The organism is Rhodococcus sp. FW305-130 (genome assembly GCF_058788335.1).
The window spans coordinates 1-12698 of sequence record NZ_JBYTAP010000008.1; the positions used below are offsets into that span (position 1 = coordinate 1).

The 12698-nt window shown below is 63.3% G+C and carries 14 protein-coding genes; 9 read left to right on the top strand and 5 right to left on the bottom strand.

What is annotated here, in order from left to right; genetic code table 11:
- The 4 genes from AC3WQS_RS23550 to AC3WQS_RS23565 form a co-directional block, all read left to right on the top strand.
- On the top strand, positions 1-495 hold a 495-nt coding region (locus AC3WQS_RS23550; protein WP_492741562.1), incomplete at its 5' end, for a DUF8746 domain-containing protein.
- The gene (locus AC3WQS_RS23555; protein WP_019744508.1) at positions 495-1265 is read left to right on the top strand and encodes an ABC transporter permease; all 771 of its coding nucleotides are present in this window, start codon (positions 495-497) and stop codon (positions 1263-1265) included. The genes AC3WQS_RS23550 and AC3WQS_RS23555, both read left to right, overlap by 1 nt.
- A gap of 132 nt (positions 1266-1397) precedes the next feature.
- The gene (locus AC3WQS_RS23560) at positions 1398-2852 is read left to right on the top strand and encodes a M20/M25/M40 family metallo-hydrolase (protein ID WP_020906687.1); all 1455 of its coding nucleotides are present in this window, start codon (positions 1398-1400) and stop codon (positions 2850-2852) included.
- A 113-nt stretch (positions 2853-2965) separates the two neighbouring features.
- Complete coding sequence (locus AC3WQS_RS23565) at positions 2966-3817, top strand: adenylate/guanylate cyclase domain-containing protein (RefSeq protein ID WP_019744506.1); 852 nt, start codon at positions 2966-2968, stop codon at positions 3815-3817.
- A gap of 4 nt (positions 3818-3821) precedes the next feature.
- On the opposite strand, the gene thiD is transcribed toward AC3WQS_RS23565, so the two are convergent.
- Positions 3822-4664: a bifunctional hydroxymethylpyrimidine kinase/phosphomethylpyrimidine kinase gene (gene thiD / locus AC3WQS_RS23570; protein WP_492712816.1), complete on the bottom strand. Its 843-nt coding sequence runs from the start codon at positions 4662-4664 to the stop codon at positions 3822-3824.
- Positions 4661-6292: a phosphomethylpyrimidine synthase ThiC gene (gene thiC, locus AC3WQS_RS23575; protein WP_474339201.1), complete on the bottom strand. Its 1632-nt coding sequence runs from the start codon at positions 6290-6292 to the stop codon at positions 4661-4663. Before thiC ends, thiD begins: the two co-directional genes overlap by 4 nt.
- 248 nt (positions 6293-6540) lie before the next feature.
- On the opposite strand from thiC, the gene AC3WQS_RS23580 reads away from it, so the two are divergent.
- Positions 6541-6972, top strand: coding sequence for a GNAT family N-acetyltransferase (locus AC3WQS_RS23580; protein WP_223257849.1), 432 nt, complete (start codon positions 6541-6543; stop codon positions 6970-6972).
- Positions 6973-7016: 44 nt separating this feature from the next.
- On the opposite strand, the gene AC3WQS_RS23585 is transcribed toward AC3WQS_RS23580, so the two are convergent.
- Genes AC3WQS_RS23585 through AC3WQS_RS23595 form a run of 3 tightly spaced genes read right to left on the bottom strand, consistent with a single transcriptional unit; the run spans position 7017 to position 9385 of the window.
- A complete protein-coding gene (locus tag AC3WQS_RS23585) occupies positions 7017-7817 on the bottom strand; it encodes an exodeoxyribonuclease III (RefSeq protein WP_020906690.1) in 801 nt (266 codons plus the stop codon).
- Positions 7818-7833: 16 nt separating this feature from the next.
- Positions 7834-8775 (bottom strand): N-acetylglutamate synthase, CG3035 family, encoded by a 942-nt coding sequence (locus AC3WQS_RS23590; RefSeq protein WP_430459317.1) that lies wholly within the window; start codon positions 8773-8775, stop codon positions 7834-7836.
- A 10-nt stretch (positions 8776-8785) separates the two neighbouring features.
- The gene (locus AC3WQS_RS23595) at positions 8786-9385 is read right to left on the bottom strand and encodes a peptide deformylase (RefSeq protein WP_019744501.1); all 600 of its coding nucleotides are present in this window, start codon (positions 9383-9385) and stop codon (positions 8786-8788) included.
- 244 nt (positions 9386-9629) lie between these two features.
- Between AC3WQS_RS23595 and napA the strand changes: the two genes are divergently transcribed.
- The 4 genes from napA to AC3WQS_RS23615 all read left to right on the top strand — a co-directional run bounded on the left by napA (position 9630) and on the right by AC3WQS_RS23615 (position 12642).
- On the top strand, positions 9630-9980 hold the full coding sequence (gene napA, locus AC3WQS_RS23600) for a nucleoid-associated protein NapA (protein WP_007730120.1): 351 nt from the start codon (positions 9630-9632) through the stop codon (positions 9978-9980).
- 53 nt (positions 9981-10033) lie between these two features.
- A complete protein-coding gene (locus tag AC3WQS_RS23605; protein WP_097387691.1) occupies positions 10034-10630 on the top strand; it encodes a LytR C-terminal domain-containing protein in 597 nt (198 codons plus the stop codon).
- Between the two features lie 95 nt (positions 10631-10725).
- Positions 10726-11427, top strand: a complete 702-nt coding sequence (gene sodC / locus AC3WQS_RS23610) for a superoxide dismutase[Cu-Zn] (RefSeq protein WP_020906693.1) — start codon at positions 10726-10728, stop codon at positions 11425-11427.
- A 90-nt stretch (positions 11428-11517) separates the two neighbouring features.
- Positions 11518-12642: a glutamate--cysteine ligase gene (locus tag AC3WQS_RS23615; protein WP_003945034.1), complete on the top strand. Its 1125-nt coding sequence runs from the start codon at positions 11518-11520 to the stop codon at positions 12640-12642.
- The last annotated feature ends 56 nt before the right edge of the window (positions 12643-12698 follow it).

The window sequence follows — 12698 nt, forward strand, 5'->3', positions numbered from 1 at the left end:
ATTCGTAAGTTCATGCAGCGGTTGGCGGCCGAGGGCCGCACGGTGCTGGTGTCGAGTCACCTTCTCTCGGAGATGGCATTGACGGCGGAGCAGTTGGTGGTGATCGGCCGGGGTCGGTTGATTTCGGATTCGACGGTGGCGGAGTTCGTGGATCGCTCGTCGGAGTCGACGGTGCGGGTGCGCAGTCCTCAGCTCGATGCGTTGCGCAGTGTGTTGCTCTCGCAGGGGTTGACGGTGCGTGAGGACGGTTCCGGTGTTGCGCCGGCGTTGGTGGTCGTGGATTCGACGACTGATGTGATCGGCGGTCTGGCTGGTTCGCAGGGAATCGTGTTGTACGAGTTGGCGTCCCAGCAGGGTTCGCTCGAGGATGCGTTCATGAAGTTGACCGGAGACGATGTCCAGTACCACGCGTCCGGTATCGATCCGGGTGCTGGTGCACACCATGCAAATACGCAGCAGGCAAACACACAGCAGGCTATGGGAGGTGCACTGTAATGGCTGTTCTCAGTGCTGAACGTATCAAGATCACCACGACCAAGTCGCCGCTCTGGTGCTCGGTCATCATCGTCGTGCTCGCACTCGGCTTCGCTGCCATCATGGGCGCGGTTGCCAAGTCGGCTCTGACGTCCTCCGATGTCCAGGGAGCACCGGACCTCGACACCGCCGTTGCCACGGCCGGCATCTCGGGTTTCGGAATCATGGTTCTCATGATCATGGCGGCCCTCGCGGTCACCAGTGAGTACCGCTTCGGGACCATCCGCACCACGTTCCAGGCAGTTCCGAACCGTGCCTCGGTTCTCATCGCCAAAGCCGGCCTCATCGGTGCCTTCGGCGCGGTGCTGACGTTTGTCCTCGCTTTCGGGTCCTATGCGGTGGCCAAAGCCATGGCCGGTACCGAGGCCAGCACGGGCCTGACCCTGTCGACCGGCGATGACTGGCGTGCGATTTACGGCATCCCGGTGTACGCCTTCCTCTGCGTGATTCTTGCTGTCGGCGTCGGATCGATCATCCGGCAGTCTGCGGGCGCTATTGCGTTGCTCCTGCTCTGGCCGCTGCTCATCGAGAGCCTGTTCGGACTGTTCGGCAGTGTCGGCGAGAAGATCACCCCGTTCCTGCCGTTCGCGAATGCAAACCACTTCCTCAGCCCTGGCGGCGGAAGCCTTGATTTCCACTGGGGACCCTGGGGCAGCCTGATCTACTTCGCGGCCTTCGTTCTGGTGATTTTCGGAGCAAGTATTGTCATCGTGAATCGTCGCGACGCCTGATCTTGTCGCTCCCTCGGTAGGTGTTGTCGGGAGACCTACCGAGAACGCGGAGTGACAGCAGAGTAGGGACCCAGTACGAAAAACCATTCGTACTGGGTCCCTTTCCTGTGCTTCGGCCGATATCCTCCGAAGATGAGACTCTTCGGTGTGGTTGTGGTCGGAATGGCTGGAGCACTCGTGGTGAGTGGATGCTCGTCGTCGGGAAGTGAAGCAGCCGTCCCGGCAGACCCGGTGGCATTCTCCGAGACCGTCACGGTCGACGCAGTGACCGGGCATCTGGAGCAACTCGAGAAGATCGCCGGTAACAACGACGGCAATCGATCGGCCGGAACCCCCGGCTACGACGCCAGTGTCGACTACGTGGCAAACCTGCTCGAAGACAAGGGCTTCGACGTCAGTACCCCGGAATTCGACTTCAGCTCCTTCGATCCCGGCACCGAATCCCTGAAAGCTACTGACGGCTCCGATGTTCCGGTGCGGGCGTTGACATATTCCCCCTCCACGGGACCGACCGGAATCACGGCACGCCTGGTGGTGATTCCCGCCGACGAGACACCAGGTTGCGAGGCCACCGACTACGACGGCCGCGACGTGAACGGTGCAATCGTGCTGGTCACCCGCGGAGTGTGCCCGTTCGGCGACAAGCAGAAGATCGCCGCTGACCGCGGCGCGGCAGCGTTGTTGGTTGCCAACAACGAGGACGCGATGCTGGGCGGGGCAACCTTGGGTGAACCCGAAGACGCCCGCATCCCGACCGGCGGGGTGAGCAAGGCGTCGGGCGAGGCTCTTGCCGTAGCGCCCGGAGACCTCACGCTGATTCTCGACACGTCGACGGAAACGACGAAGTCGCGCAACGTGATTGCACAGACCAAGACCGGCGCGACCGACAACGTGGTTGTCGTGGGCGCCCACCTGGACAGTGTGCCGGAAGGTCCCGGAATCAACGACAACGGAAGCGGCACCGCAGCCGTGCTGGAAACCGCGCTGCAGATGGGAAGCTCACCGAGCATCGAGAATGCCGTGCGTTTCGCTTTCTGGGGAGCGGAAGAAGTGGGATTGGTCGGCTCCACCCGTTACGTGGAAGGTCTGAGCGATCAGGAACGGGCCGACATCGCCCTGTATCTGAATTTCGACATGCTCGGTTCGCCCAATGCCGGATACCTGGCTTACGACGGTGACAACTCGGATGCGGTCGGGGAGGGGCCAGGGCCCGAGGGTTCGGCAGGCATCGAGCGCACCTTCGTCGATTTTCTCGCCGATCGGGGGATTGCGGCGGACGGAACGGACTTCGACGGGCGTTCCGACTACGGCCCGTTCATCGAGATCGGAATCCCGGCGGGCGGAGTGTTCAGCGGCGCGGACGAACGCAAGACGCCGGCTCAGGCCGAGAAGTGGGGCGGCGAAGCGGAGGAGACCTTCGACCCGAACTACCACAGTGCCCAGGACAACCTCGCGAACATCGATCGCGAAGCGCTCGCTGCCAACGCTTCTGCAGTAGCCTTCGGAGTTGCGACGTATGCCCAGGATTTGAGCGGGCCGAACGGCGTTCCCGTCGGCGATGCCCGGACACAGGCCAGAACCGAATGATCGACTGACCGAATGATCGACTGACCGAATGATCGACTGTGCGAGCGACCAGGAGGCCACTGTGCGAGAACGGCGGCAGCACACTGTCTGTAACTCTGAGTTACGCTTGAGTTATGGCTGATCTGTCCCCGGAGGGCACCGACACGACAGGTGCTCCTTCCTCCTCGGTTCGAGGCGTCGTCGACGTCGTCTTGAACTCTGCGGCAGAACTGAACCGTCGGCAGCAGCTCATCGACGCGCTACGACGGCTGAGGCGGGCACTACCCGGTGATCCCGGATTCGGAGACCCGCTCTCGCTGGCAGGTCCTGGCGGTGCTCGTGCCGTGGCTCGCGTCGCTGACAGATTGCTCGATCAGAAGCCGGCAGCCACTCGCGAAGTGAGCCTCGGAGCACTGCAGGTGTGGCAGGCGGCGCTGGAAAAGATGGGCCGCGGCCGCGGTGATCAAGAACTGACCATCGTCTTCACCGATCTGGTTGGCTTCTCCACCTGGTCGCTCGAAGCCGGTGACGGCGCCACGCTGACGCTCCTGCGTGCCGTGGCGCAGGCCGTGGAAACCCCGATCACCGACAACGGCGGACACGTCGTCAAACGGATGGGCGACGGTCTGATGGCCGTGTTCATTCGCCCGGATGCGGCTTTGAAGGCGGTGTTCACCGCGCAGGACGCACTCGCGGAAGTCGACCTCGACGGATACACCCCACGAATGCGCGTCGGCCTCCACACGGGTACTCCGCGCCAGATCGGCGACGACTGGCTCGGCGTCGACGTGACCATCGCCGCCCGGATGATGGGCTTGGGCGGCGACGGCAACGTCATGATGTCGGCGACAACTCTCGAGGAACTCGAAGCCGGCACCCTGGAGGATCTCGATCTCACGATCCGGCCATGGCGGCGAGGGTTTTTCGCGACCACTCCCAACGGAGTTCCCGTCGACCTGGGAATCTGGCGCGTACGCCGGAACTAGCGCACTAGAACTGGAGCCGCCAAAGCGGGGACACCGGACCATGTCCTGCGCCGAGGTCGTACGACGCCTCGAGACACTTGGTCACCCACTCTTTGCCGAACGCCACCGCGTCCGGAACGGAATAGCCATGTGCGAGAGCGCAAGTGATCGCAGCGGCCAGCGTGTCTCCGCCGCCGTGATCGTTGCCGGTGTCGATCCGGGCACTGCTGAATTCGAGGAAACGGTCGCCGTCGAACAACAGATCGGTGGACAACTCCGAAGTACGAAGGTGGCCGCCCTTGACGATGGACCATTGAGCGCCGAGCGCATGCAATGCTTCTGCCGCTTGGCGGGCGCTCTTGTCGTCGACGACCTCGATGCCGGTGATCAACCGAACCTCGTCGAGGTTCGGAGTGACCACCGTGGCAGCCGGAATCAAGGTGTTGCGGACCGCGTCGAGAGCTTCTTCGTGCAACAGCGGATCGCCGTGCATCGACGCGCACACGGGGTCGACCACCAGCGGGATCGGCCGGTCGCGGCCGATCCCCACCTCGGCGGCAACTGCGGCTACCGCTTCGATGATCGTCGTCGAGGCCAGCATTCCCGTCTTCGCTGCGCCGACGCCGATGTCCGAGACCACGACGCGCACCTGGTCGGCGACGATCTCCGGCGGAATCTCGTGGAATCCGCTGACGCCCACCGAATTCTGGACCGTCACAGCGGCGACGGCCACACAGGCGTGTACTCCGCACATCGCCATCGTGCGGGAATCGGCTTGAATGCCGGCTCCGCCGCCGGAGTCGGTTCCGGCGATGGTCAATGCCCGAATCGGGGTCTGTCCGGCGGGGGTCAGGGGCAGCAGCTTCACGACGACGAGCCTACCGACCGGACCTGGGGAAACGGCAGCTCGGTCCGGATGGACTCGGTTTCCGGGATTTCCGCTTCCAGGATTTCCGCGTACTGACGTACGTCCGCCGAGATCCGCATCGAGCAGAACTTCGGCCCGCACATCGAGCAGAAATGTGCGGTCTTGGCGGGCTCTGCCGGTAGTGTCTCGTCGTGGAACTCCCTGGCGGTGTCCGGGTCGAGTGACAAAGCGAACTGGTCCAACCAGCGAAATTCGAAGCGCGCCTTGGACAGTGCGTCGTCGCGGGCCTGTGCATTCGGGTGCCCTTTTGCCAGGTCTGCTGCATGGGCAGCGATCTTGTAGGTGATCACACCGGTTTTCACGTCGTCTCGGTTGGGCAGGCCGAGGTGTTCCTTGGGTGTGACGTAACAGAGCATCGCCGTTCCCGCCCGTGCGATCATCGCCGCACCGATGGCGGAGGTGATGTGGTCGTACGCCGGCGCGATATCGGTAGCGAGCGGTCCGAGGGTGTAGAACGGTGCCTCGTCGCAGAGCTCTTCTTCCAGGCGGACGTTTTCCTCGATCTTGTCCATGGGAACGTGTCCGGGGCCCTCGATCATGACCTGGACTCCTGCGGATTTCGCAATCTGCGTGAGTTCTCCCAGAGTGCGAAGCTCCGCGAATTGGGCGGCGTCGTTGGCGTCGGCGATCGATCCCGGTCGAAGCCCGTCACCGAGGGAGAACGTGACGTCGTATTGGCGCAAGATCTCGCACAGTTCGTCGAAGTGGGTGTAGAGGAACGATTCCTGCCTGTGGTGCATGCACCACGCGGCCATGATCGCGCCGCCGCGCGAGACGATTCCCGTGACGCGACCAGCAGTCAGAGCGATGTAACCGATTCGTACACCGGCATGCACGGTCATGTAGTCGACGCCCTGCTCGCACTGCTCGATTACCGTGTCGCGGTAGATTTCCCATGTCAGAGCAGTGGGATCTCCGTTGACTTTCTCGAGTGCCTGGTAGATCGGTACGGTGCCGACCGGTACGGGTGAGTTGCGCAGAATCCATTCACGGGTCAGGTGGATGTCCTTGCCGGTGGACAGGTCCATGATGGTGTCGGCGCCCCAGCGGATCGCCCACACCATCTTTTCGACTTCCTCTGCAACAGAGGAGGTTACGGCCGAGTTCCCGATATTCGCGTTGATCTTGACGGCGAACTTCTTGCCGATGATCATCGGCTCCAGCTCGCCGTGGCGATGGTTCGCGGGAATTACCGCCCGCCCGCGAGCCACCTCGGAACGCACCAGTTCGGCTGAAACGCCCTCGCGTGCAGCGCAATAGCGCATCTCCGGGGTGATCACACCGTCTCGGGCGCATTCCAGTTGCGTCCGATTGCTTTCCGGGCGTTCCCAGGTGTCCCTGGTCGTCGGGAGCCCTGCATCGAGGTCGATGTCGGCGTCCGTGTCGGTGTAAGGACCTGACGTGTCGTACAGGTCCAGATGCTCACCATTGGTGAGAGTGACGCGTCGGAGTGGGATCCGGAGAGAATCCGATTCGACGTAGTGCTTGCTACTGCCCTCGATCGGGCCGGTTGTCACAGCGGTGTGGACAGTCGCGTGAACAGCCGTACGGACAGACTTCTCCTGCATGGTGCGCTCCCTACGCCGGCATTATCCGGTCAGGTTCATCCGGTCGACGGCCCTAGCCGTCCTCTCAGCCCGCTGGTGCGAGCCCCCGTGGTGGTTGTATGAAATTTGTGCCCGCTGTCACAGCGGCACCGGGCGACTCTATCTCAACCCCGAAAAAGCGTTTCACTGCGATTGCGGTGGAGTCGTTCGCGGTGCAAAAATTGGTCGAACCCGGGACAGCGTCGTCGGTAGCTGATTCTATGAGTGGCATGGATCACAGTTATGGAGAGCGTGCGAACGCAGCAGTCGCAGATCGCGCAGTTGCAGATCGTGCCGTGGAGGTCGCCGCAATGAACGACATCGAAAACTCGAGAACCGGAACCTCACCGGAAGTCACGCTCGTGGACAATCCGTCGCACGAACGATTCGAACTGCTCTCCGACGACGAGTTGGTCGGCATCCTCGGATACCGCGACGAGGACGAGATTTCGGGGAGCGGAGCCGAAGCGGGCGACGTGGTTGCGTACATGCATACCGTCGTCAAGGAGGAGTACGGCGGGCAGGGACTGGCAGCCGTACTCGTGCAGTTCGCGATGGACTGCGCCCGTGAACGTGAATGGTCGGTGCGGCCTGTGTGCACCTATGTTCAGCGGTACCTCGGCGAGCATCCCGAGTATCTGGAACTGCTCGTCGAGGACTAGCCGCCGGAGGTTGCAAACAGACGATCAGGCTCCGAGCTTTACGATCACCCGAGCTTTACGATCACTGGAGCGTGATCGCTGGCGCCCTTGCCTTTTCGCTCGTTTCGATCGATCTCGGCCGCCTCGACGCGCGCTGCGAATGCCGGTGAGCCGAGGATGAAGTCGATTCGCATGCCCTGCTTCTTCGGGAAGCGAAGCTGCGTGTAGTCCCAGTACGTGTACACACCGGGGCCGGGGGTGTACGGGCGAACGACGTCCGCGAACCCGGACTCGGTGAAGGCAGTGAACGCAGCTCGTTCCGGCTCCGACGTGTGGGTCTTGCCCTCGAAGAAAGCGGGATCCCACACGTCGTCGTCCGTGGGAGCGACGTTCCAGTCACCGACCAGTGCGATCTGCGCGTCGGGATCCTGCTTGAGCCAGCCCTCCGCGTCGTCGCGCAGCTTCGCCAGCCAATCCAGCTTGTAGGCGTAATGCGGGTCTTCCAGCTCACGGCCGTTGGGGACGTACAGGCTCCACACCCGCACACCGCCGCAGGTGGCACCGATCGCACGTGCCTCGCGGACCGGGTCTGCTTCGGGATCCTTGTCGAACCCGGGCTGATCCTCGAATCCGATCTGCACGTCGTCCAAGCCGACGCGGGAAGCGATGGCGACACCGTTCCACTGGCTCAACCCGACGTGGGCGACCTCGTAGCCGATTTCCTTGAAGCGTTCGTACGGAAACTGCTCGTCCTTGCACTTGGTTTCCTGCATTGCCAGGACGTCGACGTCGGATCGACCGAGCCAGTCGATGATCCTGTCGGTACGGGCACGGACGGAGTTGACGTTCCAAGTAGCGATGCGCACGAGGGCAAGCCTAGCGTCAGCCGCCGACAGGATCGGTGGCGTATCGGTAGCGGTGGTGTTCGACGAATCCGAGCCGCTCGTAGAGCGCGATCGCCGCGGAGTTCTCCGCCGAAACCTGGAGGTACGCGTGCGTCGCACCGTTCTGACGACCCCAGGAGAGTAGATCTCCGCAGATCAGCGACCCGATTCCGTGACGACGGTGTTCAGGGGCGACGTGAATGCCGGTCAGTCCTACCCAGCGCTTGCCATCGGGCGCCTCGGTGAGCGCAGCGCGCCCGATGGCAAGCGTCGTGTCGGTGTTTCCGATCGCGCCGAAAGTTGCACTGCCCACGACAGCCGTGAGGACCGCCTCGACGTACGCCGGATCTCCGTGGGCGTCGTACGTCGACAGCCAGTTGTGGTCGGGGCGGTCGGCGAACGAGGTGACCGGAGGACCGAGCGGCAGCGTGACACTGCCCAGATCGGCGGCCATCACGATGGTTTCCTTCTCGCTGGTCCACCCGTCCGGAGCGGTGCCGAGTCGATCGGGGAGGAGAAGCAGGGTCGGCAGGCCGCGGTCACCGAACCACTGGCGTATCCGTTCGATGGTGCTCGCGTCGAAGCCGGCAACCGTCCCCGCACCACCGAGCGGCAAAGCTGAATTGGCGCGGCCGGTGAAACCGTGACCGGCGCGCAGCAACCAACCGTCGATCCACGCCTGCTCGACCCCCGGCCACGCCGCAGCAGCAGCCGTTTCGAGGTTTCGAATCTCGCCGATGCGAATCGGGCGGGCCGAGAGAGTCTTGAGTGCGATCACCTGATCGGCGGAGACCTGGACCAGCCGACCGTCGCCGCTGCGGACGGCGATGGGATCGGCGCCCTCGAGGATGCCGATGACGTCGGTCATGGGATGCGAATAGCCGGGTGGGAGCTTGTATCGCAAAACCACCCGGCTACCGATCGAAATGTTGCCGTTCAGAGCGGAATTCTCAGTCTTCGTAATCGTCGTCGTCGTGACCGAACGGATCGTCGACGGTGCCCGGCGTCCAGGTCAGACCGGGCTTGCCCCAACCGGAACGCTTGATGATCTTCTTGGCGGCGCGCGCGTTGCGGCCGATCAGCACGTCCGTGTAGAGGAAACCGTCGAGATGCCCGGTCTCGTGCTGGAGCATCCGTGCGAAGAATCCGGTGCCCTCGACCTCGATCGGGTTGCCGTCGGCGTCGGTGCCGGTGACCTTCGCCCAATCGGCGCGGCCCGTCGGGAACTGCTCGCCGGGAACGGAAAGGCAACCCTCGAAGTCTTCTTCCGGGTCGGGCATCGTCTGGGGGATTTCGGACGTCTCGAGTACCGGGTTCACGACGACGCCGCGACGACGCTCGCTGCTGCGGTCGTCACCGGGGCAGTCGTAGACGAAGACTCGGAGTGAAACGCCGACCTGATTGGCCGCCAGACCGACGCCGTTGGCGGCGTCCATCGTCTCGTACATGTCTGCGATCAGTTCGGCGATCTCGGCCGGAGACTGAGTGACCGGCTCTGTCGCCTTGTGCAGTACCGGGTCGCCGACGATTCGGATGGGGAGGATAGCCATGCGGACAAGGATAGTGCGGCGCGCCCGCGCAGTTATCACGGCCCGCACACTCGATCATGGTTCAATGGTTGCTGAAGAACAGCGATGTAATTCGTTGCTCGGTCGGAACGTGGGCCGCGGGGGAAATTGTGAGTTACCTTCGGGCCAGGGGACCGGGAAACTCACGGCCGCGAGAATATCGGTCGGAAAAGAACACCGGGCATACGAGTCTCGCTGACGCCGAGCACAGCAGTCGAGGAGTGACATGGACGGCGCAACCGCGCGTAGTCGGAACCAGTCCGAAGGCACTGGCGCCGACGATTCGGTAGTAGATACAGCAGGCATGCACGAGGTGGGCGAAGACGGCCTCACCCGCCGGGAGCACGACATCCTCTCCTTCGAGCGCCAGTGGTGGAAGTACGCCGGTGCGAAGGAAGAAGCCATCAAGGAGTTGTTCGACATGTCGGCAACCCGCTACTACCAGGTTCTCAATGCCTTGGTCGATCGCCCCGAATCCTTGGCGGCTGATCCCATGCTGGTCAAGCGCCTGCGTCGTCTGCGTGCCAGCCGTCAGAAGGCCAGGGCCGCCCGTCGCCTCGGCTTCGAGGTCACCTGAATCACGCGTACATATGATCGGGCTGTCCACGCACTGGCGATAAGGTCGACATCGTGAGTACCCCGAAAGAGCAGCCGTCCGGACCTCCGCTTCGCGCAATCGCCATGGTGTTGATCGCGTTGGCGATCGTGTTCATCGGTCTCGGAGCAGCCTCACTGGGTGGATCGAGCGACGGTGGATCGGGCGACGAGAACACCGCAGCAGAGCAGACCGAATCCTCGGCGTCTGCCACGACGAGCGCCCCCGCGCCGGCACCTGCCACTTCCAAGCCGGCAGCGACGACGCAACCCGCTTCGGGCGATACCACCACTACGTCGCGTCCCTCGGGATCTTCGACGACCACGACTTCCAGCTCCGCGAGCGGCGTCGACACGTCGAATATCAGCGTTCGAGTTCTCAACAACAGCACCGTCTCCGGTCTGGCAGCAGGCACTGCCGAGGAATTGACGGCTGCAGGTTGGAACGTCGAGGAGACGGGTAACTACAGCGAGGGCACCGTCAGTACGACGACGGTGTACTACGGATCGTCCGCGGCGGAGAAGGCAGCGGCGCAGAAGATCGCAGCTGAACTCGGAGTCACCGCAGAACCTCGATTCGCCGGCATCGCGAACGCGTCACCTGGCGTGATCGTGATCGTGACCTCCAACTGACCGGTCGTGAAGGTGGAACTGACCCGTCGGTTCCAGCTACTACACGCGCCGTTATGATCAGAAGCACTTTCTCGCCACCTCAAAGGAGCGGTTCGATGGCCCCCAGCAGCACCCGGCGTATGTCCTGGCGCGTCGTTGCCCCTGTAGTCGCGATTGCCGCTTTCGGCTTGACCGCTTGCAGTAACAGCGAAGAGCCCAGCAGCGTCCCCGGCACGACTCCTCCGGTGTGGACCGGTGCAGCCGATCCCAGCGCGCACGAAAGCGCGGGCGGCCACGGTTCCGAGACGGCTCACGCCGGCGCTTCTGCCGAGACTGTCACCGCAACGCTGAACGGCACCGACGGCGCCAAGGTCGGAACGGTGACGTTCGCGCAGGAAGGTAGCGACGTCAAGGTCACCCTCGACGCCAAGGGCCTGACCCCCGGCTTCCACGGATTCCACGTTCACCAGGTCGCCAAGTGCGAGACCAATTCCGTAGCTCCCAGCGGCGGAGAGCCGGGTAACTTCCTCTCGGCAGGCGGACACTTCCAGGCCGAGGGGCACTCGGGCCACCCGGCGAGCGGTGACCTCACTTCGGTTCAGGTCCTCGAAGACGGCACCGCCACGCTGGTCACCACGACCGACGCGTTCACCGTCGACGAACTGGTCGCAAACGGTGGAACATCCGTCATGATCCATGCCGGTGCGGACAACTTCGGCAACATCCCGACGCGTTACGCGCCGGCACCGGATCAGCAGACGCTCGACACCGGTGACGCCGGCGGACGCGTCGCTTGCGGTGTCATCACCAAGAGCTGACAAACTCACCTGAGTTTTGCATCACTTCCGGCGACTACCACGCAGTAGCCAGCACGGTGTTTTTACCGACACTGTGATTGGATTCTCTGCGTGGTAGTTCCATTTCCAGGTTCGCCGCGCCCGACGCTGGGCGTGGAGTGGGAGATCGCGCTGGTCGATCGCAAGACCAGAGATCTCTCCAACACAGCAGCCGAGGTGTTTTCGGCGGTCGAAGAGCTTGCCGGCTCGGAAACCCCGCACATCACCAAGGAACTACTGCGAAATACCGTCGAACTCGTCACGGGTATTCACTCGACGGTCGGCGAGGCGATGAGTGATCTCGACAGGTCACTGGATCTGCTTCGCCGCGCTGCGAATCCGCTCGGCGTCGATCTCATCAGCGCGGGCACGCACCCGTTCGCGCAATGGTCGACGCAGCTGGTCACCCGGACACCCGACTACGACGAACTCATCGAACGCACGCAGTGGTGGGGTCGGCAGATGCTGATCTGGGGCGTGCACGTTCACGTGGGTGTCTCGTCCGCGGATCGCGTTTTCCCGATCATCAACGCACTGCTGCAGCGCTATCCGCACCTGTTGGCGCTGTCGGCGTCCTCGCCGATGTGGGCCGGTGTGGACACCGGCTATGCGTCCAATCGCGCGTTGATGTTCCAGCAGCTGCCAACCGCCGGCCTTCCGTACCAGTTCGAGAACTGGGCCGAATACGAGTCGTTCATCGACGACCAGATGAAGACCGGTGTGATCACCAAGATCGGCGGCATGCACTGGGACATCCGTCCCGCGCCGAAGTGGGGAACCATCGAGGTCCGGGTGTTCGACGGCGTCTCGACACGCGCTGAACTGGGTGCTCTCGTTGCTCTGGTCCACTGCCTCATCGTCGATCTGGACCGCAGACTGAGTGCCGGTGAGACTCTGCCGAACATGCAGCCGTGGCACGTCAAGGAAAACAAGTGGCGCGCAGCGAGATACGGACTGGACGCCGAGATCATCCTCGACTCCGACGCAAACGAGTGCCTCGTCACTGACGATCTGGATCGCCTGCTCGACGACTTGGCGCCGATAGCGGTCTCACTCGGCTGCGCGGACGAGTTGGCGTCGGTGGCGGACATTCCCCGTCGCGGTGCCTCCTACCAGCGTCAACGCCGTGTCGCGGAAGCGACGGGCGGCGATCTGGTTGCGGTAGTCGACGCATTGGTCGCGGAGTTGGGTACTTAGAGCACTCCGTGTTGCCGATGGTTTCGTAGGGTCGAAATACGGGCATACAGACCGAT

What these genes read in the sequence shown, in the direction of transcription:
- AC3WQS_RS23580 (WP_223257849.1), top strand. Translation starts at nt 6,541, where the DNA reads ATGGATCACAGTTATGGAGAGCGTGCGAACGCAGCAGTCGCAGATCGC.
- AC3WQS_RS23595 (WP_019744501.1), bottom strand. Translation starts at nt 9,385, where the DNA reads ATGGCTATCCTCCCCATCCGAATCGTCGGCGACCCGGTACTGCACAAG.
- AC3WQS_RS23560 (WP_020906687.1), top strand. Translation starts at nt 1,398, where the DNA reads ATGAGACTCTTCGGTGTGGTTGTGGTCGGAATGGCTGGAGCACTCGTG.
- thiC (WP_474339201.1), bottom strand. Translation starts at nt 6,292, where the DNA reads ATGCAGGAGAAGTCTGTCCGTACGGCTGTTCACGCGACTGTCCACACC.
- AC3WQS_RS23555 (WP_019744508.1), top strand. Translation starts at nt 495, where the DNA reads ATGGCTGTTCTCAGTGCTGAACGTATCAAGATCACCACGACCAAGTCG.
- AC3WQS_RS23565 (WP_019744506.1), top strand. Translation starts at nt 2,966, where the DNA reads ATGGCTGATCTGTCCCCGGAGGGCACCGACACGACAGGTGCTCCTTCC.
- napA (WP_007730120.1), top strand. Translation starts at nt 9,630, where the DNA reads ATGGACGGCGCAACCGCGCGTAGTCGGAACCAGTCCGAAGGCACTGGC.
- sodC (WP_020906693.1), top strand. Translation starts at nt 10,726, where the DNA reads ATGGCCCCCAGCAGCACCCGGCGTATGTCCTGGCGCGTCGTTGCCCCT.